The organism is Streptomyces sp. 130, from assembly GCF_007096885.1.
GTDB lineage: Bacteria > Actinomycetota > Actinomycetes > Streptomycetales > Streptomycetaceae > Streptomyces.
The window spans coordinates 41,779-65,493 of the sequence record NZ_VJNO01000027.1; the positions used below are offsets into that span (position 1 = coordinate 41,779).

A 23,715-nucleotide genomic window follows, 5' to 3' on the forward strand; every position below is an offset into this window, starting at 1 on the left:
CTCACCTCAGCTCACCGGTACTGCAGGTATTTCTTCCGCACGGCCCGGAACTCCGCGAGGTCGTCCGCCCACGCGCCGGTCACCTCGTCCAGGTCCGCCCCGGCGTCGATCATCGTCCGCACCCGGGTGTTCCCCGTCAGCTTGTCGATCCAGTTGTCCGACCGCCACGCGAAGCCGTCCCACGTCCGCTTCGCGGTGATCAGCAGCGCGATCCCCGTACGCACCGGGTCGAAGACCTCGCGGTCCTGGACGTGCAGCTGCACCCCGCCCACGGTCCTGCCCTGGAACTTCGAGAAGGTCGGCGCGAAGTACGCCTCGCGGAAGGCCACTCCGGGCAGTTCCAGCGCGTTGGCCGCGTCCGCCCACCGGTGGTCGACGCCCTCCGCGCCCAGCAGCTCGAACGGGCGGGTCGTGCCGCGTCCCTCGGACAGGTTCGTCCCCTCGAAGAGGCACGTGCCGGAGTAGACCAGGGCCGTGTCGGGCGTCGGCATGTTGGGGCTCGGCGGCACCCACGGCAGGCCCGTCGCGTCGAAGAAGTCCGAGCGCGACCAGCCCGACATCTTCACGGTCTCCAGCTCGGCCGGGCGGTCCTTCAGGAACTCCCCGTTGAACAGCAGCGCCAGCTCGGTCACCGTCATCCCGTGCGCCTGGGAGATCTCCCGGCGCCCCACGAACGTGCCGAACGCCGGGTCCAGCACCGGCCCGAGCGCCGCCCGCCCCGACACCGGGTTCGGCCGGTCCAGCACCACGAACCGCTTGCCCGCGAGCGCCGCCGCCTCCATGCAGTCGTACAGCGTCCAGATGTACGTGTAGAAGCGGGCGCCGGCGTCCTGGATGTCGAAGACGATCGTGTCCACGCCGGACGCCGTGAAGACGTCGGCGAGCGCCTGACCGCTCTTCAGGTACGTGTCGTAGACCGGCAGCCCGGTCGCCGGGTCGTCGTAGCGGCCCTCGGAGCCGCCCGCCTGCGCGGTCCCCCGGAAGCCGTGCTCGGGGCCGAAGACCGCGGTGAGGTCCACCCGGCCGTCCGGGTGCATCACGTCCACGATGTGCCGGACATCGGACGTGATCCCGGTCGGGTTGGTGACGACGCCGACGCGCTGCCCCTTCAGCAGGGCGTAGCCGTCCGCCGCCAGCCGGTCGAACCCGGTACGGACCCGCTGCCCGCCCCCGTTCCCGTGCCCGCGGCCCTTGCCGTGCGAGGCACCGGCCGCCGCCGGGCCGGCCGAGGCGGCCGTGGCCGCGAGCGCTCCCATCGCACCGCCGGCAGTCAGCAAACCACGCCTGGACAGGCTCATTCGGCTACCTCCAAGATCGCGACGAGTGTCATGGTCACGCACGCTAGCGCGCGGACGGGCCCGGGGGAACGTGTCGGACGGGGCCGCCGCGCCGCGAGTGGCCGACGGGACGGCTCCGCCTCTTCCCGCGCGACACCTCTTCCCACACGACATACCGACTGGTTAGTCTGCCCGTGCAGTCGGCTGAGAGGTGCGAGAGCGATGAGTACGGTGCAGGGCGCTGGCGTAGTGGTCACCGGGGCCGGAGGCGGCATCGGCGCCGCCCTCGCCCGCAGATTCGCCGCCGAGGGCGCACGGGTCGTCGTCAACGACCTCGACGCGGCCCGGGTCGAGGCGCTCGCCGGGGAGATCGGCGCCACCGTCGTCGCCGGGGACGCCTCCCGGATCGTGGACGCCGCCCGGGACGCCCTGGACGGCACCGTCGACGTCTACTGCGCCAACGCGGGCCTCGCCTCGCCGGGCGACCCGCTGGCCGACGAGGAGGTCTGGGCCGCGGCCTGGGACGTCAACGTGATGGCCCACGTCCGGGCGGCCCGCGCGCTGCTCCCGGACTGGCTGGAACGCGGCAGCGGCCGGTTCGTCTCCACCGCCTCCGCCGCCGGGCTGCTCACCATGATCGGCGCGGCCCCGTACAGCGTGTCCAAGCACGGGGCCGTCGCCTTCGCGGAGTGGCTGTCGCTGACCTACCGGCACCGGGGCGTCAAGGTCCACGCGATCTGCCCGCAGGGCGTGCGCACGGACATGCTCACCGCCGCCGGATCGGCCGGCGAGCTCGTCCTGGCCCCCGGCGCCATCGAGCCCGAAGCCGTCGCGGACGCCCTGTTCGACGCCATGGCGAACGACCGGTTCCTGGTCCTGCCGCACCCCGAGGTCGGCCGTTACTACCAGGCCAGGGCCGCCGACACCGACCGCTGGATCCGCGGCATGAACCGCCTCCAGCGCACCTGGGAGGAGACCGGAGCATGACCGGGTCCATCTACGCGGCGAAGCCCTGGCTCCCGCTGCTCAGCGAGGCCCAGCGGGCCCCCGTCCACCCCGCCGAGACCCTGGTGCACGCCTTCCGCGCGTCGGTCGCCCGCACCCCGGACCACCCGGCGCTCGCCTACTTCGACGGACGCCTCACCTACCGCGAGACGGACGAGCTCTCCGACTCCGTGGCCGGCCACCTCGCCGCCCGGGGCCTGGAGCCCGGCGACCGGGTCGCGATCATGCTCCAGAACTCCCCGCAGTTCGTCCTCGCGCTCCTCGGCGCCTGGAAGGCCGGCGCCACCGTCGTCCCGCTCAACCCGATGTACAAGTCCGCCGAGGTCGGGCACGTACTCCACGACGCCCAGGTCACCGCCCTGATCTGCTCGGACCGGGCCTGGGAGGCGTATCTCCGGGACACCGCCGCGGCCGCGCCCAGCGTCCGGATCGCGCTCACCGCCTGCGAGCTGGACCTCCAGACGAAGAACGACAAGCGGGTCCTGGACTTCGAGCGGCTGCCCGCCGCGGCGGACGCCGACGACCTCGTCGCCGTCGCCCGCCAGGGCCTCGCCGCCCCCGCCGGCCGGCAGCCCACCGCCGCCGGCACCGCGCTGATCAGCTACACCTCCGGGACCAGCGGCACCCCCAAGGGCGCCATGAACTCCCACGGCAACATCATGGTCAACGCCGAACGCCAGCGCACCGGCCACCCCGTCCCCGAGGGCGCCGCCTACTTCGCGCTCGCCCCGCTCTTCCACATCACCGGCATGGTCTGCCAGCTGGCCGCCTGCCTCACCAACGCGGGCACCCTCGTCCTCGCCTACCGCTTCCACCCCGGGGTCGTCCTCGACGCCTTCGCCGAGCACCGCCCCGCGTACACCGTCGGACCCTCCACCGCCTTCATGGCGCTGGCCGCGACCCCCGGCGTGACGCCCGCGCACTTCGCCTCCTTCCAGGTCATCTCGTCCGGCGGCGCCCCGCTGCCGCCCGCGCTCGTGGAGAAGTTCCGGGCGGGCTTCGGCCCGTACATACGCAACGGCTACGGGCTCACCGAGTGCACCGCCCCCTGCGCCTCCGTGCCCCCGGAGCGCGAGGCTCCCGTCGACCCGGTCTCCGGCACCCTGTCGGTCGGCGTGCCGGGGCCGGACACCGTCGTCCGCATCCTGGACGAGAACGGCGCCGAGGTGCCCTTCGGGGAGCAGGGCGAGATCGCGGTGCGCGGCCCGCAGGTCGTCTCCGGCTACTGGGGACTGCCCGAGGCCACCGCCGCCGCCTTCCCCGACGGCGAGCTGCGCACCGGCGACATCGGCTTCATGGACCGCGAGGGCTGGCTCTACGTGGTCGACCGCAAGAAGGACATGATCAACGCCTCCGGGTTCAAGGTGTGGCCCCGCGAGGTGGAGGACGTCCTCTACACGCACCCGGCCGTCCGCGAGGCCGCCGTCGTCGGCGTGCCCGACGCCTACCGGGGCGAGACGGTCCGGGCCTACGTCAGCCTGCGTCCGGGCGCGTCCGTGGAGCCGGACGAGCTGGGCGCGTACTGCAAGGAACGGCTGGCCGCCTACAAGTACCCGCGCGAGGTCGAGATCCTGGCCGAGCTGCCCAAGACGGCAAGTGGGAAGATCCTCAGGCGGGAACTGCGTTCAGCCCGTTAGAAACAGACAGACGCGTACGCACGGAAGGAAGGCGGCGGCTATGGCCAAGGAGACGGACGGGAGCGGCGCCCCCGTCCCGCAGCGACTGCTGGCCGCCGCCACCCGGCTCTTCGCCGAGCAGGGCTACGACCGCACCTCGGTGCAGGAGATCGTGGAGGCGGCCGGCGTCACCAAGGGGGCGCTGTACCACTACTTCGGCTCCAAGGAGGACCTGCTCCAGGAGGTGTACGCCCGGGTGCTGCGCCTCCAGCAGGAGCGGCTCGACGCCTTCGCGAACGCCGAGGCGCCCATCGAGCGGCGGCTGCGCGACGCGGCGGCCGACGTGGTCGTCACCACCATCGAGAACCTGGACGACGCCTCGATCTTCTTCCGCTCCATGCACCACCTGAGCCCGGAGAAGAACAAGCAGGTACGCGGCGAGCGGCGGCGCTACCACGAGCGGTTCCGCGCCCTGGTCGAGGAGGGCCAGCGCAGCGGCGTCTTCTCCACGGCCACCCCGGCGGACCTCATCGTGGACTACCACTTCGGCTCGGTCCACCACCTGTCGACCTGGTACCGCCCGGACGGCCCGCTCACCCCGCAGGAGGTCGCCGACCACCTGGCCGACCTGCTGCTCCGGGCGCTCCGACCGTAACGGCGGCCCCGCCCGCGGGCTCCCCGCCGCACAGCCGCCCGAGCAGCGCCTCGGCCGCCGGATTGCGCGGCCGGGGCGCCCGGCCCACCAGCAGCACCGTCCGGCCCGGCTCCGGCTGCCGGATGGCCACGCACGGCAGCCCCGCGTCCTCACCGATCCGGCGCGGCACGATCGCCACCCCGATGCCCGCCCGGACGAGGTCGACGAGCAGCCGGATCTGCGTGACGTCGCAGGTGATCCGGCGCTGCAGACCGCAGTGCGCGGCCAGCCGGCGCACCGCCGTCTCCAGGCCCGTGCCCGCCCGGAAGTCCACGAACGGCTCGTCGGCGAGGTCCTTGATCAGGGTGCGCCCGGCCCTCGCGAGGGGGTGCCCGGGCGCGGTGATCAGCACCAGCTCCTCGTACCAGGTGGCGAACGCGGTGATGCCCTCGGGCAGTTCGGCGGTGTCCGGCGCCAGATAGGCGAGATCCAGCTCCCCGGCGCGCACCGCCGCCACCAGCTCCGGTGTCGTCGCCTCGCGCAGGGAGATCTGCACCCCCGGCCACAGCCGGTGGAACGCGGCCAGCTCGGCGGCGAGGTCGACGCAGGTCAGCGTCTGGATCGTGCCGACGCGGACCCGCCCGGCGGCCAGCCCCGACACGGCCGCCACCGCGTCCCGGGCGGCGTCCGTCCCCGCGAGCACCGTGCGCGCGGCGGGCAGCAGCGCCCGGCCCGCCTCGGTGAGGACCACCCGGCGGCCGGTGCGGTCGAAGAGCTCGGCGCCCAGCTCCCGTTCCAGGTTGCGCACGGACGTGCTCAGCGCCGACTGCACGATCAGCTCGGCGCGGGCGGCGGCGGTGAAGCTGCCGTGCGTGATCACCGCCATGAAGTGGCGGAGCTGGCGTATCTCCATGCATCTACGCTATCGATGGCTCCCAGTGAATCCATCTGTTGGACCGTCTCCCGGGCCGGGGCCAAGCTGGATTCATGGCGCACCTCCAGAGCTCCGCCCGCATCCCCGCCCTGTGGACCGCGGCCTACGGCCCCCGCCGCCCCCGCGCCGTCCGCCTGCTGGCCCGCACCCTGCTGCGGGTACGGGCCTTCGCCCGCGAACTGGCCCTGGCCGACCACGTGCCGACCGGGGGCTACTGAAGCGCTACAGGTACTTCTTGATCTCCCGCCGGGCCAGCGAGCGCTGGTGCACCTCGTCCGGGCCGTCCGCCAGCCGCAGGGTCCGGGCCGAGGCCCACAGCTCGGCGAGCGGGAAGTCCTGGCTCACCCCGCCCGCGCCGTGCAGCTGCACCGCCTGGTCCAGGATGGCGACCACCGCGCGCGGGGTGGCGATCTTGATGGACTGGATCTCGGTGTGCGCGCCCCGGTTGCCGACGGTGTCCATCAGCCAGGCCGTCTTCAGCACCAGCAGCCGCAGCTGCTCGACGGTGACCCGGGCGTCCGCGATCCAGTTCTGCACGACGCCCTGCTGGGCGAGCGGCTTGCCGAAGGCGGTACGGGAGACCGCGCGCCGGCACATCAGCTCGATCGCCCGCTCCGCCATGCCGATGAGCCGCATGCAGTGGTGGATGCGCCCCGGACCCAGCCGGGCCTGGGCGATGGCGAAGCCGCCGCCCTCCTCGCCGATCAGGTGCGACGCCGGGACGCGCACGTCCTCGAAGACGACCTCCGCGTGGCCGCCGTGCCAGTGGTCCTCGTAGCCGTACACCTGCATGGCGCGCTTCACCGTCAGACCGGGGGTGTCCCGGGGCACGAGGATCTGCGACTGCTGGCGGCGGATGTCCTCGCCGTCCGGGTCCGTCTTGCCCATCACGATGAAGATCTCGCAGTCCGGGTTCATCGCCCCGGAGATGTACCACTTGCGGCCGTTGATGACGTAGTCGCCGCCGTCCCGGGTGATCCGGGTCTCGATGTTCGTCGCGTCCGAGGAGGCGACCTCCGGCTCCGTCATCGCGAAGGCCGACCGGATCTCCCCGGCCAGCAGCGGTTCCAGCCACCGCTTCTTCTGCTCGTCGGTGCCGAACTCGGCCAGCACCTCCATGTTCCCGGTGTCCGGCGCCGCGCAGTTCGTCGCGGTGGGCGCCAGCCGCGGCGAGCGGCCCAGGATCTCCGCCAGCGGCGCGTACTGGAGGTTGCTCAGGCCCGCCCCGTGCTCCGTGCCCGGCAGGAAGAGGTTCCACAGACCCTGCCGGCGGGCCTCCGCCTTCAGGTCCTCCACGATCCGCGGGGTCTGCCAGGGGGAGTCCAGCTCGGCGCGCTGCTCGTCCGCGATCCGCTCGGCCGGGTAGACGTGCTCGTCCATGAAGGCGAGGAGCCGGGCGCGCAGCTCCTCGGTACGGGCGTCGAATGCGAAGTCCATGGGGTTCAGCCTTCCTGGAGGGTGGTGAGGCCGTGCTCGATGAAGACGGGGACGAGGTCGCCGATGCGGTCGAAGCCGCCGCCGACCGTCTGGCCCAGGGTGTAGCGGTAGTGGATGCCCTCCAGGATCACGGCGAGCTTGAACCAGGCGAACGCCGTGTACCAGGAGATGGCGGAGGTGTCGCGGCCGGACCGGGACGCGTAGCGCTCGATCAGCTCGGCGGGGGACGGGTGGCCGGGCGCGCCGCTGGTCGTGGAGACCGGCGACTCGGGCAGCCCCAGGTCGGAGCTGTACATCACGAGCAGTCCGAGGTCGGTGAGCGGGTCGCCGAGCGTGGACATCTCCCAGTCGAGGACGGCCCTGATCTCGTCGTCGGGGCCGATCAGCGCGTTGTCCAGGCGGTAGTCCCCGTGCACCACGGTGGGCGCGGGGGAGCCGGGCAGGTCGCGGCCGAGCGCCGCGTGCAGCTCCTCGATGCCGGGCAGCTCGCGGTTGCGGGAGGCGTCCAGCTGCTTGCCCCAGCGGCGCAGCTGCCGGTCCAGGAAGCCCTCGGGCCGCCCGAAGCCGCCCAGCCCGACCGCCTCGGGGTCCACGGCGTGCAGCTCGACCAGCGTGTCGACCAGGGCGAGGACCGCGGCGCGGGTGCGTTCCGGGCCGAGCGGGGCCAGCTGCTCCGCCGTGCGGTACGGGGTGCCCTCGACGTACTCCATGACGTAGAACGGCGCGCCGACCACCGAGTCGTCCTCGCAGAGCAGGAGCGGTTCGGGGACCGGGACCGCCGTCGGGTGCAGGGCGCTGATGACCCGGTGTTCGCGCTTCATGTCGTGCGCGGTGGCCAGCACGTGCCCCAGCGGGGGCCGGCGGACGACCCACCGGCCCGTGCCGTCGGTGACGACGTACGTCAGGTTCGACCGGCCGCCCTCCACGACCCGGGCGTCCAGCGGTCCGTTCACCAGTCCCGGGCGCTCGCGGTCCAGGTGTCCGCGCAGCCGGCCGAGATCGAGACCTGGCGGATGGACGTGGCTCATCGTGCGTACCTCCGGGGTGGGCGAACGGTCGCTCTCATGATGCCGACCAGTCGGTATGTCGTCCAGTGCGTCCCCGGAACCGGATGCGGAGTCTCCGGTCCCAGTGCCGCCCCGCCCCTGGTGCTCGGTCGCATCCCTGAATAGGGTTCACGTATGGATACCGCGCTGCTCATCGACGAAGTCCGGCTGACCCCGATCCTCATCGCCGACCCGCCCCTGCTCAACACGCAGGGCGTCCACCAGCCGTACACGCCCCGGCTCGTCGTGGAGGTCGTCACCCGGGGCGGGGTCACCGGCATCGGGGAGACCTACGGCGACGGCAAGTACCTGGAGCTCGCGAAGCCCCTGGCCGCCGCCCTGCCCGGCCGCCCGGTCAGCGATGTGAACGGGCTGTTCGCCCTGGCCGACGAGGTGTGCGGCGACTCACGGGCGGCCGACGAGCGGGTCGACGCGGGCGGGCTGCGCGGCGTCCAGACCGCGGACAAGCTGCGGCTCTCCGTGGTCTCCGGCTTCGAGGTGGCCTGCCTGGACGCGCTCGGCAAGACCGCCGGGCTCCCGGTGCACGCGCTGCTCGGCGGCAAGGTGCGCGACCGGGTCGAGTACAGCGCGTACCTCTTCTACCGCTGGGCGGAGCACCCCGAGGGCGGCGAGCGCGACGACTGGGGCGCCGCCCTGGACCCGGCCGGCGTCGTCGCCCAGGCCCGCCGCTTCGCCCGCGACCACGGCTTCTCGTCCTTCAAGCTCAAGGGCGGCGTGTTCCCGCCCGACGAGGAGATCGCCGCCGTCCGCGCGCTCGCCGAGGCGTTCCCCGGGCAGCCGCTGCGGCTGGACCCCAACGGCGCCTGGTCCGTGGAGACCTCGCGGTACGTCGCCGAGCGGCTGGCGGACGTCCTCGAATACCTGGAGGACCCGGCGAGCGGCACGGACGCGATGGCCGCCGTCTCGGCCGCCACCGGCGTGCCGCTGGCCACCAACATGTGCGTCACGACGCTCGCCGAGGTCCCCGGGGCGTTCGCCCGGGACGCCGTCCAGGTCGTGCTGTCCGACCACCACTACTGGGGCGGGCTGCACCGCACCCGCGAGCTCGCCGCGATCTGCCGCCTGCACGGCGTCGGGCTCTCCATGCACTCCAACACCCACCTGGGCATCAGCCTCGCCGCGATGACACACGTGGCGGCCACCGTCCCCAACCTGGACTACGCCTGCGACAGCCACTACCCCTGGCAGACCGAGGACGTCATCACCGCCCGCCACGTCTTCGAGGACGGCCGCCTCACCGTCTCCGACGCCCCCGGCCTGGGCGTCGAACTCGACCGGGACCGGCTCGCCGTACTGCACCGCCGCTGGCTGGACGACGACGGCACGATGCGCGAGCGGGACGACGCCGCCGCGATGCGCAAGGCCGAGCCGGACTGGCGGACCCCGTCGATCCCGCGCTGGTGACGGCACCGGCTGAGTTGCGCGCGCACCGCCCCGCCGCGAGTGTCGGAGCATGAAGGCGATCAGTTACCGCCGATTCGGCGACGAGAGTGTCCTGGAGTACGGCGAGCGGCCCGACCCGAAGGTGGGGCCCGACAGCGTCCTGGTCGAGGTCAGGGCCGCCGCGGTGAACCCCGTGGACCGGGCGACCCGGGAGGGGAAGCTCGACGGCATCCTCGACACGGTCTTCCCGGTGATCCCCGGCTGGGACGTCTCCGGCGTCGTCGTCCAGCCCGGCGCCGCCGTGGACGAGTTCGAGGCCGGCGACGAGGTCATCGGCTACGTCCGCGAGGACTTCCTGAGCCGGGGGACCTTCGCCGAGTACGTGGCCGCGCCCGTGCGGACGCTCGCCCGCAAGCCGCTCAGCCTGAGCTTCGAGGAGGCGGCGGGCCTGCCCCTGGCCGGGCTCACCGCCCATCAGGTGCTCCACCGCGTCCTGCGCGTCCAGGAGGGCGAGACCGTCCTCGTCCACGCGGCGGCGGGCGGTGTCGGCTCGCTCGCCGTCCAGCTCGCCCGGCACGCCGGCTGCCGGGTCATCGGCACCGCGAGCGAACGCAACCACGACCACCTGCGCCGGCTCGGCGCGGAGCCCGTGGAGTACGGGGACGGGCTGGCGGACCGGCTGCGGGCGCTGGCCCCCGACGGCATCGACGCCGCCTTCGACACGGTGGGCGGGGACGCCCTGCGCGCCTCCGCCGAGACCCTGGCCCCGGACGGACGGCTCGCCTCCATCGTGGACACCGAGGTCGTCTCCTACGGCGGCCGGTACGCGTTCGTCCGGCCGGACGCCGACGACCTGGCACACCTCGCGGAACTGGCCGAGCAGGGCATCGTCACCGTCCACGTCGACCGGGTCTTCCCGCTGGCCGAGGCGGCGGCGGCCCAGCGGCTCAACGGGGAGGGCCGGACCCGGGGCAAGATCGTGGTCACGGTCGACCGGGAAGAACCGGAGGGCTGACCCGGGCGCTTCACGGTGGACCGGGAGGCTGACCCGGGCGCTTCACGGTGGACCGGGAGGAGCCGGAGGGCCGGCCCGGGCGCCCCGCCCTCAGAACAGCATGGCCGCCGCGAACACCGCCAGCGCCACCGTGCACGCGGCGGCCGTGAGGGCGCCCGCCGCCTCCATGGGCTGCGGGCGGGCGCGGCCCATGGACTGCACCCGGCGGTGGGCGACCAGGAGAAACCCCAGCCAGGCCAGGACGCTCAGCGACAGCGCGATGACCCCCGCGCCCGTCGCCCCGTTGTGCAGCGTCTGCTTCACCGCCAGCACCGCGGCCACCGTGCAGGACAGCGTCGTACGCCGCCACGCCAGCCGGGTCCGCTCCGGCTGCAGCCCAGGATCGCGCTGCCCGGCCGTCACCGGCCCTCCCAGCCGAAGAGGACCACCACCACCATCGCCACCGCCACCACGGCGACCGCGATGCTCAGCAGCGTCGGGAAACGCGAGACCGGCAGGTCCTCGCCGCGCCGCATCGCCCGCTCGCACCGCACCCAGTGGTTGACCGCCCGCAGCGCGCAGAGCACACCGGCGGCCAGCAGCGCCAGCGCCAGACCGGCCCGCACCCAGCCGGACAGCTCCGGCAGGAACTGGTCGACCGCGAAGCCCCCGCCGATCAGGGCCAGGGCGGTCCTGATCCAGGCCAGAAAGGTCCGCTCGTTGGCGAGCGAGAAGCGGTAGTCGGGCGTCTCGCCCTCGGCGCGGATGCGCTGCGGCGCGAACCACAGCCGCAGGCTCTGTACGAATTCGTTCACCCGTGGACCTTATCCGCCGCTTTTCCGATCGCTTCCGATCGGCTCAGCTGGCTGCCCGGAACGCCCGCAGCCGCCGGTAGCAGTCCAGCCCGTCCGGTACCCACAGCCAGTCGCCGATCCGCCGCTCCAGCTCCGCGTCGTCCAGGAAGGTGTGCCAGGCGACCTCTTCCACCTGCGGGTTCACCGGCAGCTCGCACCTGACCCGGTAGACCGACGACCACCAGGTGTGGTGGCCGCCCTCGTCCTCGTACAGGAACTTGAACAGCGGCTCCGGGCGCGGAAGCCCCGACACGCCCAGCTCCTCCTCGGCCTCCCGGAGCGCCGCCTCGTCGTAGCTCTCACCGGCGCCGACCACCCCGCCGACGAACATGTCGTAGTGCGAGGGGAACACCAGCTTGCCCGCGGTCCTGCGGTGCACGAAGATCCGGCCCTCGGCGTCCCGCGCCTCGATGAAGACGCACCGGTGGCGCAGCCCCCGGGCGGTCGCCTCGCCGCGCGGGGCCTGCCCCACGACCACGTCGTTCTCGTCGACGATGTCCAGGATCTCGTCAGAAGGATTCATACCGGCCATCCAACAGCACCGCCCCGCCCCCGCTCACTGCCGCTGCAGGCTGTGCGAACCACCCCGCGCCGGGCCCTTCGGCATCGCCGGATGCAGCCCCAGCAGCACGATGCCCGTGACGATCGCCGCGAGCCCGGCGGCCTGCCAGGCCAGCGCGCCCGCGTCCGTCCGCACCCGGTCGCCCAGGAACCCGATCCCGCAGGCGATCCCGGCCAGCGGCTGGGCGGCCGTCAGCGCGGGCAGCGACATCCGCAGCGGACCCGTCTCGAAGGCGCTCTGGACCAGCAGCAGGCCCGTCACCCCCAGCACCAGCACCGCGTACGGCTGCCAGGACGTCAGCAGGCCCGACCAGCCGCCCTCCGAGAAGCGCTCACCGCTCAGCCGGGTCAGCGCGTCCTGCAAGCCGTAGAGCAGCCCGGCCGCCACCGCGAGCAGTGCCGGGGACGACCGCGACCTGCGGCGCTTGGCGAACGCGGTCAGCAGCAGGGCGAGCCCGGCCACCACCCCGACGACCAGCCAGTGGCGCAGCGGGCTCGACATCGCCTCGCCGCCCTCCGGCTCGCCCGCCACCAGGAACGCGGCGACCCCGAGGGCCAGCAGCCAGAGCCCCGCCCAGCCCTGCCGGCCGAGCCGCTGGCCGGTGCGGTAGCGGGACAGGGCCATCGCGAAGAGCAGGTTGGTCGCCAGCAGCGGTTCCACGACGGAGACCTCGCCCTTGCCGAGCGCCAGGGCCCCCAGCACCATGCCGCACACCATGAGGGCGATCCCGGCCAGCCAGCTGCGCACCTTCATCAGGTCGAGCAGCAGCCGGAACGTCAGGTAGTCGCGCTTGGGCGCGTGCGCGGCGGCGGCCTGCTGGAACACGAAGCCGAAGCCCAGACAGCAGGCTGCGGCCACGGCGAACACGACGACCAGCACCGACACGCTTGTCCACCCCACGTCAGGCCGGAGGAGGGTGATGTGTTCCGACGATAACCGCCCGCCCCGGCCGGTGCGGCGGTGGCGCGGCCGACCGGGGCGGTTGACGCGGGGACGGGCGGTACCGAAGATCTGACGCACCAGTAACTTCGCGAGCCCCGACAAGGATGGAAACCATGGCGTACGACGCTGATGTGATCGTGATCGGGGCGGGGCTCGCCGGGCTCGTGGCCACCGCCGAGCTGGTGGACGCGGGGCGTTCGGTCATCGTGCTCGACCAGGAGCCGGAGCAGTCGCTCGGCGGCCAGGCGCACTGGTCCTTCGGCGGCCTCTTCCTCGTGGACTCGCCCGAACAGCGCCGGATGCGCGTCAAGGACAGCCATGAGCTGGCCCTCCAGGACTGGCTGGGCACGGCCGGTTTCGACCGCGAGGAGGACCACTGGCCGCGCAAGTGGGCCGAGGCGTACGTCGACTTCGCGGCCGGTGAGAAGCGCTCCTGGCTGCACGCCCAGGGCATGCGGTTCTTCCCCGTCGTCGGCTGGGCCGAGCGCGGCGGCTACGACGCGAACGGCCACGGCAACTCGGTGCCCCGCTTCCACATCACCTGGGGCACCGGCCCCGGCGTCGTCGCACCCTTCGAGCGCCGGGTCCGCGAGGGCGTCGCCAAGGGCCTGGTCACCTTCCGCTTCCGCCACCGGGTCACCGGCCTCGCCCGCACGGCCGGCGCCGTCGACACGGTGACCGGCGAGGTCCTGGTCCCGAGCGCCGCGCCGCGCGGGACCGCCAGCGGCCGGGAGACCACGGGCTCCTTCGAGCTCCGGGCCCAGGCGGTGATCGTCACCTCCGGCGGCATCGGCGGCAACCACGACCTGGTTCGCGCCCAGTGGCCGCAGCGGCTCGGCACCCCGCCGGCCAAGCTGCTCTCCGGTGTGCCCGCGCACGTCGACGGGCTGATGCTCGGCGTCGCCGAGAAGGCGGGCGCCCACCACATCAACCGCGACCGGATGTGGCACTACACCGAGGGCATCGAGAACTGGAACCCCGTCTGGGACAAGCACGCCATCCGCATCCTGCCCGGCCCGTCCTCGCTCTGGCTGGACGCCACCGGCAAGCGGCTGCCCGTCCCGCTCTTCCCCGGCTTCGACACGCTGGGCACCCTCGAACACATCATGCGCACCGGCCACGACTACACCTGGTTCGTGCTGGACCAGAAGATCATCGGCAAGGAGTTCGCCCTCTCCGGCTCCGAACAGAACCCCGATCTGACCGGCAAGTCCGTCCGCGGCGTGATCGGCCGCGCCCGCGCCGACGTCCCGGGCCCCGTGAAGGCGTTCATGGACCACGGGGTGGACTTCGTCGTGGAGAAGGACCTCGGCTCCCTCGTACGCGGCATGAACGCGCTCACCGGGGACGGCCTCATAGACGAGGACGCCCTGCGCCGCGAGATCACCGCCCGCGACCGGGAGATCGCCAACCCCTTCACCAAGGACCTCCAGATCACCGCGATCCGGGGCGCCCGCAGCTACCTCGGCGACAAGCTGATCCGCACGGCGACGCCCCACCGCATCCTCGACCCGAAGGCCGGGCCGCTCATCGCCGTACGGCTGAACATCCTGACCCGCAAGTCGCTCGGCGGTCTGGAGACCGACCTGTCCTCGCGCGTCCTGACCGGCGACGGCACCGTGCTGCCCGGGGTGTACGCGGCGGGGGAGGCGGCCGGCTTCGGCGGCGGCGGGGTGCACGGCTACCGCTCGCTGGAGGGCACCTTCCTGGGCGGCTGCATCTTCTCCGGCCGGGCGGCGGGCCGGGCGGCGGCGAAGGCCGTCGGCTGAGGGCGGCCGGCTGAGGGCGGCCGGCTGAGGACGGTCGGATGAGGGCGGTCGGCTGAGGGGTTCTCGGCACCGGACGCGTCCGTCCGGTGGGGTTCCGGGGGCGGAAGCGTGGACGGACGCCCCGATCCGGGCATGGGAAGAAGATGCCAGGAGTAGCCGAACCCGTCATCAACCTCGTCCGGCGCACCACGGAGCCCGTGGCGGCGCAGACCCTGCGCTCCACGGGCGCCGCGGTCATCGCCTATGCCGTGGCGACCGCGACCCTGACCGAGCCCGCCCCCCTGACCGCACCGCTGACCGCGCTGCTCGTCGTCCAGGTGACCCTCTACGCCACCGTCAACATGTCGGTCAAGCGTGTGGTGGCCGTCATCGTCGGCGTCCTCATCGCGAGCGGCTTCAGTTCCCTGGTCGGCATTTCCTGGTGGAGCCTGGGGCTGACCATCTTCACGGCGCTGATCATCGGCCGACTGGTGCGGGTGAACGAGTTCGTCCCCGAGGTGGCGATCAGCGCCATGCTGGTCCTCGGCGTCACCTCGCAGTCCGCGCGCTCCAGCATGGCCTGGGAGCGCGTGTACGAGACGCTGATCGGCGCCGGTGTGGGCCTGCTGTTCAACCTGCTGTTCGCCCCGCCCGTCTGGGTGCAGACCGCGGGCGCCTCCATCGACGGGCTGGCCCGCGAGATGGGGCGGATGTTCCGCGACCTCGGCAGCGACCTCGCCCGCCCGGTCACCGTCGCGGAGGCGGCCGACCGGCTGCACCGGGCCCGCCGTCTCGACCACGACATCGTGGAGGTGGACGCCTCCCTGCGGCAGGCCGAGGAAAGCCTCATGTACAACCCGAGGGTGCGGCAGGGGCTGCTGCACCGCGTGGTGCTGCGGACGGGCCTGGACACGCTGGAGATCTGCGCCGTCGTCGTCCGGGTGCTGTCCAGGACGCTGACCGACCTCGCCAAGGACCGGGGCGACGCACCCCAGTTCCCGGCCGAGGTCGCCGCCCACATGACGGAGCTGTTCGAGCAGATGGCGGGGGCCATCGAGAGCTTCTCGCTGCTCATCACGACCCCGGTCGCCGCCAGCGCCGAGGAGGCCGAGGACCGGCTCACCGACGCGCTCGACACCAGCCGCCGGACCCGTGACCTGGTGGCGGACATGCTGCTGGCCGCCGTCCAGGAGCACCCCCGGAAGTGGCAGCTGCACGGGGCGCTGCTCGCCGAGGTGGACCGCATCCTGGACGAGCTCGACATCGAGAAGCGCGCCGAGCGCCTGGGCCAGGAGCTCGACCGCCGTTCGGCCGTGCTGCACGAACGCTACCCCCGGCTGCTCGCGTTCCGCCGCCGCCTGGGCCTGGTGAAGGGCGGGGGGCGGGAGAAGGACACCCCTTAGCCAGGGCCTGTCCGGCGGCCCCGCGACGCCTGGCACGCACCCTCGCCGCACGCCCGGATCACCCGAGCCCGTCCAGTACGAGGGTGATCCGGGCGCACGCCGGGAAGTTGGTGTCTCCCCTGTCCGAGCGGAGCCGGGAACCCGGGGACACACCGGACGCCGCGGGCTGATCCACGAAGATCCGCAGGACAGGCCCTGGGCGTATCACCCGGTGAGGAGCTAGGCGTGTCGCCCTGTGAGGCCTGCCGCGTCGTCCGGACCGATGCGCTCGACCACCCGGAACCGCTCGGCGACGATCATCGTCTCGTCGTCCACGGTGAACTCCGGGTCGCCGAGCGCCTCGCGCATCTCCTCGCTGTGCCAGAACCGCTCGTGGCCCGCCCGCCACTCGGCGACCGACGCATAGCCCTCGCCCTCGTCCAGCGCGTGCTGGAGGTCCACGTCCGCCAGCCGCAGCACCCGTACCCCGGTCACCTCCAGTACGGCGATCTCCCGGCCGTCCGAGTCGATGAGGGCGGACCGCTCACCGACCGGAGGCAGCTCCTCCTGCTCGATCTCGTACTCCACGAGCAGTCCGGAGGTCGACACCTTCCGCCCGTCCAGGACCGCGGCGACCAGCTGGTCGCGCAGCGGCCCCGGGAAGGCGAGCAGAAAGGGCTTGAGCGCTTCACGGTTCGGCATGCCGCCAGTCTGGCACCCGGGGCCGCCCTGCCGGCCACGGCCGGGCCCGCGCCTGCCCGGCGAGACGCCCCCGGCGCACGGGCACATCGGACGAGCCGGCGCGCGGCCGGCCGGGAAGCTCAACGCCGGGCAGAAGCTGTACGCGGCCTGGATCGCCGGGGCGGTGCTGGTCATGGCGGGCACCGGGCTGCTGATGTGGTCCACCGGATTCGCCCCGCTGGTCCGGCGCACCGCCGCGGCCTTCGTCCACGACCGGCTGGCCCTGGCGGCCGGCCTGGTGCCGGCCGGCCACATCGCCCTGGCACACGCCGACCCGGAGGCACGCCGCGGCATGCGCTCCGGGTCGGTGGGCCGGGAGTGGGCCCGCCGCGAGCACCCGCTGTGGGTGCCCGGTGAGCGGGCGGGGGACCGGCTAGAGGATCAGTGACAGCAGCAGGATGAAGACCAGCGAGGCCACGGAGATGATGGTCTCCATCACCGACCAGGTCTTCACCGTCTGGCCCACGTCCATGCCGAAGTACTCCTTCACCAGCCAGAAGCCGGCGTCGTTGACATGGCTGAAGAAGAGCGAGCCCGCGCCGACGGCGAGGACCAGCAGGGCCGCGTGCGAGGTCGACATGTCGGCCGCGAGCGGGGCGACCAGGCCGGCCGCCGAGATCGTGGCCACGGTCGCCGAACCGGTCGCGAGCCGGATCGCGACGGCGATCAGCCAGCCGAGCAGCAGGGCGGGGATCGACCAGTCCTCGGAGAAGTCCAGGATCATCTGGCCCACGCCCGCGTCGATCAGCGTCTGCTTGAAGCCGCCGCCCGCGCCCACGATGAGCAGCACACCGGCGATCGGGGCGAGGGACTTCTCCACCGTGGTGGAGAGCCGCGCCCTGGTGAAGCCGGCCGCCCGGCCCAGCGTGAACATGCCGACGATGACGGCGGCGAGGAGCGCGATCAGCGGCGACCCGATCACATCGGTGACCTTCTGGAGCCCCTGCTCCGGGTCGTCCACCACGATGTCCACGAGCGCCTTGATCAGCATGAGCACGACGGGCAGCAGGATCGTGGCCAGGGTGGCACCGAAACCGGGGCGGCGCTCCAGGTCCTCGGAGGGGCGCTGCGGGATCATCTTCTCCGGCGCCTTGATGTCCACCCAGCGGGCGGCGTAACGCGAGAAGACCGGGCCGGCCAGGATCACCGTCGGGATGGCGACGACCACGCCGAGGGCCAGCGTGACGCCCAGATTGGCGTCGAGCGCGTCGATCGCGACGAGCGGGCCGGGGTGCGGCGGGATGAGGCCGTGCATCACGGACAGGCCGGCCAGGGCCGGGATGCCGATCCGCATCAGGGAGTAGTTGCCGCGCTTGGCGACCAGCAGCACGACCGGGATCAGCAGGACGATCCCGACCTCGAAGAAGAGCGGCAGGCCGATGATCGAGGCGATGAGGACCATCGCCCACGGCATGGCCCGCTTGCTCGTCCGCGCCAGGATCGTGTCCACGATCTGGTCGGCGCCGCCGGAGTCAGCGAGCAGCTTGCCCAGGATCGCCCCGAGCGCGATCAGGACGCCGACACCCGCGACGGTCGAGCCGAGGCCCGCGGTGAAACTCGCGATCGTCTTCGCCGGCGCGGCGCCGGCGAACGAGCCGAGCGCCAGCGAGCCGATGGTGAGCGCGAGGAACGCGTGCATCTTGAACTTGGTGATGAGCAGGACGATGACGGCGATGCCCGCGAGGACGGCGATGCCCAACTGCGCGTTGCCGGCCGAGGTGATCGGTTCGGCGGCGTCCGCTGCCAGCATCTCGACGCTGAGACTGGTCACGGTGGTGATCCTTAGCTGTCGAGCCGGCGCAACGCGGCGACGGCTCGCTGGGTGATTTCTTCGGGGGTGCCGGAGACGTCCACGGCGACGCCGGCCTCGTCGTCCTCCAGCGGCTGGAGGGTGGCGAACTGGGAGTCGAGGAGCGCGGTCGGCATGAAGTGGCCCTTGCGGCCCGCCATCCGCTCCCCGATCAGGAACCGGTCACCGGTCAGGTGGAGGAAGACGGCGCCCGGGGCCTCGGCGCGCAGGCGGTCCCGGTAGGAGCGCTTGAGCGCGGAGCTGCTGACGACCCCGCCGAGCCCCGCCCGGCCGTGCGCCCAGCGCCCGATCGCGTCGAGCCAGGGCCACCGGTCCGCGTCGTCCAGCGGGGTGCCGGCCGACATCTTGGCGATGTTGGCGGGGGGATGGAAGTCGTCGCCCTCGGCGTACGGGACGCCCAGTGCGTCGGCGAGCAGGGGACCGATCGTGGTCTTGCCGGTCCCTGCCACGCCCATCACCACGACGACGTGGGGGGTGCTCATAGCGGTGCCTCGCTGTCTCTTCGATGTCTCCCTCGACATCGGTCCGTCGCGCCACTGAAACCTATACGTACGACTTATTCAAGAGGATGTGACATAAACGTCGTACTTAATGGCCTCGGGGGTGGCCCCGTACCCTTGGTCCATGACCACACCTGCCCAGGGGCTCCACACGCATGTCCTGGACACCCTGGGCCTGGAGATCGCCGCCGGGGAGCACCCGCCCGGGCAGGTCTTGCGCACCGACGAGCTGGCCCAGCGCTTCGACGTCTCGCGCACGGTGGTCCGCGAGGTGATCCGGGTCCTGGAGTCCATGCACCTGGTCGAGTCCCGCCGCCGCGTCGGCGTGACCGTACGGCCGGCCGAGGCGTGGAACGTGTACGACCCCCAGGTCATCCGGTGGCGGCTGGCCGGCGCCGACCGCCCCCGCCAGCTGCGCTCCCTCACCGTGCTGCGCTCCGCGATCGAGCCGGTCGCCGCCTCGCTCGCCGCCCGCCACGCCACCCCGGAGCAGTGCGCCGAGCTGACCGAGCGGGCCCTCGGCATGGTCGCCACCTCGCGCGGCCAGCAGCTGGAGGGCTACCTCGCCCACGACATCGCCTTCCACCGCATCGTCCTCAACGCCTCCGGCAACGAGATGTTCGCGCGCCTGGGCGACGTGGTCGCCGAGGTCCTCGCGGGCCGCACCCACCACCAGGTGATGTTCGAGGACCCCGACCCGGCGGCCGTCACCCTCCACGTCCGGCTCGCCGAGGCCGTGCGCGCCGGGGACGCGGCCGCGGCCGAGCGGCTGACACGGGAGATCGCCGTCGGCGCCCTGCACGAGCTGGACGTTCTCGCGCCCTGAGGCCGCCCGCCGCCCGGCACCGCGTACCGTTGCCCGTGATCGATCCCGGCCACGAACCGGGAGCACCGGTCTCAGTGAAGAGTCGGGAAAAGGGAGTTCACGGGAATGCCGCAGCACGTACAAGGGGTCATCGCGCCGGGGAAGAACGAACCGGTCCGCGTCGAGACGATCGTCATCCCGGACCCGGGCCCCGGTGAGGCCGTGGTCAAGATCCAGGCGTGCGGCGTCTGCCACACCGACCTGCACTACAAGCAGGGCGGCATCAACGACGAGTTCCCCTTCCTCCTCGGCCACGAGGCCGCGGGTGTCGTGGAGTCCGTCGGCGAGGGCGTCACCGACGTCGCCCCGGGCGACTTCGTGATCCTCAACTGGCGCGCGGTGTGCGGTCAGTGCCGCGCCTGTCTGCGCGGGCGCCCCTGGTACTGCTTCGACACGCACAACGCGAAGCAGAAGATGACCCTTCTCGACGGCACCGAGCTGTCCCCGGCCCTGGGCATCGGCGCCTTCGCCGAGAAGACCCTCGTCGCCTCCGGCCAGTGCACCAAGGTCGACCCCGAGGTCGCCCCCGAGGTCGCCGGGCTCCTCGGCTGCGGCGTCATGGCGGGCATCGGCGCCGCGATCAACACCGGCCAGGTCGGCCGCGGCGACTCGGTCGCCGTCATCGGCTGCGGCGGCGTCGGCGACGCGGCCATCGCGGGCGCCCGGCTGGCCGGCGCGGCCCGGATCATCGCCGTGGACATCGACGACCGCAAGCTGGAGACCGCGAAGTCGATGGGGGCGACCCACACCGTCAACTCCCGCTCCGCCGACCCCGTCGAGGCCATCCGCGAGCTGACCGGCGGCAACGGCGCCGACGTCGTCATCGAGGCCGTCGGCCGCCCGGAGACGTACAAGCAGGCGTTCTACGCCCGCGACCTGGCCGGCACCGTCGTCCTCGTCGGCGTCCCCACTCCCGAAATGCAGCTCGAACTCCCGCTGCTCGACGTCTTCGGCCGCGGCGGCTCGCTCAAGTCCTCCTGGTACGGCGACTGCCTGCCGTCCCGCGACTTCCCGATGCTGGTCGACCTCCACCAGCAGGGCCGCCTCGACCTCGCCGCGTTCGTCACCGAGACCATCGGCCTCGGCGACATCGAGCAGGCGTTCGGCCGCATGCACGACGGCGACGTGCTGCGCTCCGTGGTGGTGTTCTGATGGCCGCCCGCATCGACCACCTCGTCACCTCCGGCACCTTCGCCCTCGACGGCGGCGAGTGGGACGTCGACAACAACGTCTGGATCGTCGGCGACGACACCGAGGCCGTCGTCATCGACGCCGCCCACGACGCCGCCGCCATCGAGGAAGCCCTCGGCGGCCGTACGCTGCGCGCCATCATCTGCACCCACGCGCACAACGACCACATCGACGCCGCCCCCGCGCTCGCCGACGCCACCGGCGCGCCGATTCTCCTCCACCCGGACGACCTGCCGCTGTGGAAGCAGACCCACCCGGACCGGGCCCCGAACGGCGAACTGGCCGACGGCCAGCAGATCACCGTGGCCGGCACCACGCTGACCGTCCTGCACACCCCGGGCCACGCCCCCGGCGCGGTCTGCCTGTACGCCCCCGAGCTGGCCACGGTCTTCACCGGGGACACGCTCTTCCAGGGCGGGCCCGGCGCCACCGGCCGGTCCTTCTCGTCCTTCCCGGTGATCGTGGACTCCATCCGGGACCGGCTGCTCACCCTGGACCCGGCGACCGAGGTGCGCACCGGCCACGGCGACTCCACCACCATCGGCGCGGAGGCCCCGCACCTGGACGAGTGGATCGCGAGGGGCCACTGAAGGGTTCTACCGACCCGGCCACGCGGAGAGCCGCAGCCCGCTCTCGAAGCGGCGCGGCTCTCCCGTGACCGGATCGGTGAACTCCAGCACCCGGGCCAGCAGTTGCAACGGACGCGAGAAGTCACCGGGTGCCGGGTCCGGCTCGGTGACCGGGTACACCGGATCGTTGACGAGCGGCAGCCCCAGGCTGTTCATGTGCACCCGCAGCTGGTGCGTGCGCCCGGTGGCGGGCAGCAGCCGGTAACGGCCGAGCCCGTCCCGGTGGTCCAGCAGCCCGATCCGGCTCTCGCTGTTCGGCTCGCCGGGCTCCTCCCGCGCCGCGAGCACCCCGCGCTCCTTCACGATGCGGCTGCGCACCGTACGCGGCAGGACGAGCCCGGAATCGTACGGGGCCACCGCCTCGTACTCCTTGCGCACCAGCCGGTCCCGGAACAGCGTCTGGTACGCCCCGCGCTCCCCGGGCCGCACCACGAACAGCACCAGCCCCGCCGTCAGCCGGTCCAGCCGGTGCGCGGGCTGCAGCTCCGGCAGGCCCAGATCGCGGCGGAGCCGGGCCACCGCCGTCTCCGTGATGTGCCGGCCACGCGGCATGGTCGCCAGGAAGTGCGGCTTGTCCGCGACCACCAGATGCGCGTCGCGGTACACCACCCCCACCGGGAACGGCACCGGCTCCTCCGGCGCGAAGTCGCGGTGGAACCAGAGGTAACGCCCCACCGCGTACGGCTCGTCGCCGGTGACCGGCCCCTCCGCGAAGACGAAGCGCCCCTCCGCGAGCATCGCCCCCACCCGGTCCGCACCGATCGCCCCGGCGAACCGGTCGAGGAGATGATCCCGGACCGTAGCCCACCGCCCGCCCGGATCGGCCGGCAGCCGCACCCGGACCGGATCGACACCGTCACGCTGGGAAAGCGGCGACACCGGCGCCTTCGCCCGCCCCCTCACCGGGGCCCCCGGCCCGGCACCGCAAAGCTGATGGTTCTCATGGTGCCGGGCATCCTTTCACGGAGGCGGGCCCGCTCAGGACCCGGGGAACGTCAGCTTCTGCGGGCCGCAGCCGATCCGTTCCGCCTCCGCCGCCACGTAGGCGGGAAGCAGGTCGCGGGTGAACGTGAAGCGGCTGCCCTTGCCCGCCGGGCGCAGCTGCTCCAGGACGAACATCACCGGACCGGTCTGGCAGACCGCCTTGAACACCGCCCGGTTCCCGCCCGCCTTCCCGTAACCCCGGGTGCCCTTCACGGGGGCGCCCGAGTGCAGCGCGTCCGACGAGTAGATCTCGGCCAGCACCGGGTCGGTCACCGTCGTCAGCCGCACGGCCTTCTCGTCGGAGTCGTACCCGGCCTCGCAGACCCGGGCCGGGCCGCCCTCGCCGCTGACGCGGGTCTCCCGCAGGTCCTTCCGGTACGCCGCCGGCAGGGCGAGGCCCTCAATCCCGCAGAACGCGGACGGCCGGGTGCCGTCCCACTCCACCGGCTCCGCCAGGCCGCGGGGCTCCCGGTACGTGCCGGAGCAGCCGAAGTCGTCGATGACGCCGTTGACCGCGTCGATCAGCGCCCCGGTCAGGGCCGCCCGGTCCCGCGCGGCGTACTCGGACGACATCTCGAAGTCCGCCCGGCCCATGCCGATGTCCACCACCGTGGGCCCGGTGAACTCGTCGCGCCCGGTGCACGCCTGCGGCAGCGCGATCCAGGCCCGCGAGGACGAGGCCATGCCGGGCAGCCCGTCGCCGAGCGACACCATCCCCGAGGACAGGAACTCGCGCGGCCAGTCCTGCGCGTCGGTGCCCCGCAGCCCATCCAGCCGGCGTACGTTCACCGTCACCTGGCGGCGCGCCCGGTCGCCCTCGTAGCTCGTGATGCGGCACTGGCCGTACACACCGGTGTCGCCCATCGGGTCGTCGTGCAGCGACTGCTCCTCCACCTCGGTCCTGCGGTCCCCGAACAGGGCGTCCATGGAACCGGAACCGAGCGAGTCCCAGCAGGGCGCGGACGACGAGCTCACCAGCGGCAGCGTGTCCGTGCGCCAGGCGACCGTACCCGCGCCCACCAGGGCCCCGGCCAGCGCGGCGACGGTCGCGGTCCGGACCGTACGGCTACCCAGCAGGCGGCGGACCAGCGGGGGCCGGGGGGCCTCAGGCGCCTCCGGGGCGGCCGGGATGTCGGTGTCCGTCACGGCATTCTCCTCGC

At 72.9% G+C, this 23,715-nt stretch carries 24 protein-coding genes and 1 pseudogene; 12 read left to right on the forward strand and 13 right to left on the reverse strand.

Translation table 11 applies throughout. From position 1 onward, the window contains the following. Positions 1-11 precede the first annotated feature (11 nt). Entirely contained in the window at positions 12-1,298 is a 1,287-nt protein-coding gene (locus tag FKN01_RS21960) for an exo-beta-N-acetylmuramidase NamZ domain-containing protein (protein WP_143623250.1), read from the reverse strand. A gap of 201 nt (positions 1,299-1,499) precedes the next feature. Between FKN01_RS21960 and FKN01_RS21965 the strand changes: the two genes are divergently transcribed. From FKN01_RS21965 to FKN01_RS21975, 3 genes are read left to right on the forward strand one after another with little or no spacing between them, the layout of a single operon-like run. After that, on the forward strand, positions 1,500-2,264 hold the full coding sequence (locus tag FKN01_RS21965; RefSeq protein ID WP_143623252.1) for an SDR family oxidoreductase: 765 nt from the start codon (positions 1,500-1,502) through the stop codon (positions 2,262-2,264). Next, a complete protein-coding gene (locus FKN01_RS21970) occupies positions 2,261-3,919 on the forward strand; it encodes a class I adenylate-forming enzyme family protein (protein WP_143623254.1) in 1,659 nt (552 codons plus the stop codon). The genes FKN01_RS21965 and FKN01_RS21970 overlap by 4 nt, the downstream gene beginning before the upstream one ends. Before the next feature lie 40 nt (positions 3,920-3,959). Next, positions 3,960-4,553 (forward strand): TetR/AcrR family transcriptional regulator, encoded by a 594-nt coding sequence (locus FKN01_RS21975; protein WP_143623256.1) that lies wholly within the window; start codon positions 3,960-3,962, stop codon positions 4,551-4,553. Here the strand turns inward: FKN01_RS21975 and FKN01_RS21980 are convergent. Continuing rightward, positions 4,492-5,445: a LysR family transcriptional regulator gene (locus FKN01_RS21980; protein WP_143623258.1), complete on the reverse strand. Its 954-nt coding sequence runs from the start codon at positions 5,443-5,445 to the stop codon at positions 4,492-4,494. The two genes, FKN01_RS21975 and FKN01_RS21980, sit on opposite strands and share 62 nt — an antisense overlap. 74 nt (positions 5,446-5,519) lie before the next feature. Here FKN01_RS21980 and FKN01_RS32600 point away from each other — a divergent pair, with 74 nt between their 5' ends. Continuing rightward, entirely contained in the window at positions 5,520-5,684 is a 165-nt protein-coding gene (locus FKN01_RS32600) for a hypothetical protein (protein WP_185992937.1), read from the forward strand. A gap of 4 nt (positions 5,685-5,688) precedes the next feature. On the opposite strand, the gene FKN01_RS21985 is transcribed toward FKN01_RS32600, so the two are convergent. Beyond that, entirely contained in the window at positions 5,689-6,903 is a 1,215-nt protein-coding gene (locus FKN01_RS21985; protein WP_143623260.1) for an acyl-CoA dehydrogenase family protein, read from the reverse strand. 5 nt (positions 6,904-6,908) lie between these two features. Next, a complete protein-coding gene (locus tag FKN01_RS21990) occupies positions 6,909-7,931 on the reverse strand; it encodes a phosphotransferase family protein (RefSeq protein ID WP_143623262.1) in 1,023 nt (340 codons plus the stop codon). 153 nt (positions 7,932-8,084) lie between these two features. On the opposite strand from FKN01_RS21990, the gene FKN01_RS21995 reads away from it, so the two are divergent. Next, the gene (locus FKN01_RS21995) at positions 8,085-9,374 is read left to right on the forward strand and encodes a glucarate dehydratase family protein (protein WP_143623264.1); all 1,290 of its coding nucleotides are present in this window, start codon (positions 8,085-8,087) and stop codon (positions 9,372-9,374) included. Between the two features lie 49 nt (positions 9,375-9,423). Next, positions 9,424-10,368 (forward strand): NADP-dependent oxidoreductase, encoded by a 945-nt coding sequence (locus FKN01_RS22000; protein WP_143623266.1) that lies wholly within the window; start codon positions 9,424-9,426, stop codon positions 10,366-10,368. 90 nt (positions 10,369-10,458) lie between these two features. On the opposite strand, the gene FKN01_RS22005 is transcribed toward FKN01_RS22000, so the two are convergent. From FKN01_RS22005 to FKN01_RS22020, 4 genes are read right to left on the reverse strand one after another with little or no spacing between them, the layout of a single operon-like run. Beyond that, positions 10,459-10,770 (reverse strand): DUF202 domain-containing protein, encoded by a 312-nt coding sequence (locus FKN01_RS22005; RefSeq protein ID WP_143623268.1) that lies wholly within the window; start codon positions 10,768-10,770, stop codon positions 10,459-10,461. Continuing rightward, a complete protein-coding gene (locus tag FKN01_RS22010) occupies positions 10,767-11,162 on the reverse strand; it encodes a YidH family protein (RefSeq protein ID WP_143623270.1) in 396 nt (131 codons plus the stop codon). Before FKN01_RS22010 ends, FKN01_RS22005 begins: the two co-directional genes overlap by 4 nt. A gap of 43 nt (positions 11,163-11,205) precedes the next feature. Further along, positions 11,206-11,724 (reverse strand): NUDIX domain-containing protein, encoded by a 519-nt coding sequence (locus FKN01_RS22015; protein WP_143623272.1) that lies wholly within the window; start codon positions 11,722-11,724, stop codon positions 11,206-11,208. A 33-nt stretch (positions 11,725-11,757) separates the two neighbouring features. Next, positions 11,758-12,648 (reverse strand): DMT family transporter, encoded by an 891-nt coding sequence (locus FKN01_RS22020; RefSeq protein WP_143623342.1) that lies wholly within the window; start codon positions 12,646-12,648, stop codon positions 11,758-11,760. Positions 12,649-12,818: 170 nt separating this feature from the next. On the opposite strand from FKN01_RS22020, the gene FKN01_RS22025 reads away from it, so the two are divergent. Continuing rightward, positions 12,819-14,474 carry an FAD-binding dehydrogenase gene (locus tag FKN01_RS22025; protein WP_143623273.1) on the forward strand — a complete coding sequence of 552 codons (1,656 nt, stop codon included), beginning with the start codon at positions 12,819-12,821 and terminating at the stop codon, positions 14,472-14,474. A gap of 143 nt (positions 14,475-14,617) precedes the next feature. After that, positions 14,618-15,856 (forward strand): aromatic acid exporter family protein, encoded by a 1,239-nt coding sequence (locus tag FKN01_RS22030; RefSeq protein ID WP_143623276.1) that lies wholly within the window; start codon positions 14,618-14,620, stop codon positions 15,854-15,856. A 219-nt stretch (positions 15,857-16,075) separates the two neighbouring features. Here FKN01_RS22030 and FKN01_RS22035 read toward each other — a convergent pair whose 3' ends face one another. Continuing rightward, positions 16,076-16,537, reverse strand: coding sequence for an ASCH domain-containing protein (locus FKN01_RS22035; protein WP_143623278.1), 462 nt, complete (start codon positions 16,535-16,537; stop codon positions 16,076-16,078). 91 nt (positions 16,538-16,628) lie between these two features. Between FKN01_RS22035 and FKN01_RS22040 the strand changes: the two are divergent. After that, positions 16,629-16,964, forward strand: a pseudogene (locus tag FKN01_RS22040) (formate dehydrogenase); the annotation flags it as partial. On the opposite strand, the gene FKN01_RS22045 reads toward FKN01_RS22040, so the two are convergent. Together FKN01_RS22045 and FKN01_RS22050 are read right to left on the reverse strand one after the other, a co-directional pair. Further along, on the reverse strand, positions 16,950-18,347 hold the full coding sequence (locus tag FKN01_RS22045; RefSeq protein ID WP_143623280.1) for a GntP family permease: 1,398 nt from the start codon (positions 18,345-18,347) through the stop codon (positions 16,950-16,952). The pseudogene FKN01_RS22040 and the gene FKN01_RS22045 sit on opposite strands and share 15 nt — an antisense overlap. An 11-nt stretch (positions 18,348-18,358) precedes the next feature. After that, on the reverse strand, positions 18,359-18,868 hold the full coding sequence (locus tag FKN01_RS22050; RefSeq protein ID WP_143623282.1) for a gluconokinase: 510 nt from the start codon (positions 18,866-18,868) through the stop codon (positions 18,359-18,361). A gap of 142 nt (positions 18,869-19,010) precedes the next feature. Between FKN01_RS22050 and FKN01_RS22055 the strand changes: the two genes are divergently transcribed. The 3 genes from FKN01_RS22055 (at position 19,011) to FKN01_RS22065 (ending at position 21,532) form a co-directional block, all read left to right on the forward strand. Beyond that, positions 19,011-19,712: a FadR/GntR family transcriptional regulator gene (locus FKN01_RS22055; RefSeq protein WP_143623284.1), complete on the forward strand. Its 702-nt coding sequence runs from the start codon at positions 19,011-19,013 to the stop codon at positions 19,710-19,712. 105 nt (positions 19,713-19,817) lie between these two features. Then, positions 19,818-20,903 (forward strand): S-(hydroxymethyl)mycothiol dehydrogenase, encoded by a 1,086-nt coding sequence (locus tag FKN01_RS22060; protein WP_143623286.1) that lies wholly within the window; start codon positions 19,818-19,820, stop codon positions 20,901-20,903. Then, positions 20,903-21,532: an MBL fold metallo-hydrolase gene (locus FKN01_RS22065; RefSeq protein ID WP_143623288.1), complete on the forward strand. Its 630-nt coding sequence runs from the start codon at positions 20,903-20,905 to the stop codon at positions 21,530-21,532. Before FKN01_RS22060 ends, FKN01_RS22065 begins: the two co-directional genes overlap by 1 nt. 6 nt (positions 21,533-21,538) lie before the next feature. Here FKN01_RS22065 and FKN01_RS22070 read toward each other — a convergent pair whose 3' ends face one another. Both FKN01_RS22070 and FKN01_RS22075 read right to left on the reverse strand, forming a co-directional pair. Continuing rightward, positions 21,539-22,474, reverse strand: coding sequence for a pseudouridine synthase (locus FKN01_RS22070; RefSeq protein WP_143623290.1), 936 nt, complete (start codon positions 22,472-22,474; stop codon positions 21,539-21,541). Positions 22,475-22,549: 75 nt separating this feature from the next. Next, positions 22,550-23,701, reverse strand: a complete 1,152-nt coding sequence (locus FKN01_RS22075) for a hypothetical protein (RefSeq protein ID WP_260696973.1) — start codon at positions 23,699-23,701, stop codon at positions 22,550-22,552. Between the last annotated feature and the right edge of the window lie 14 nt (positions 23,702-23,715).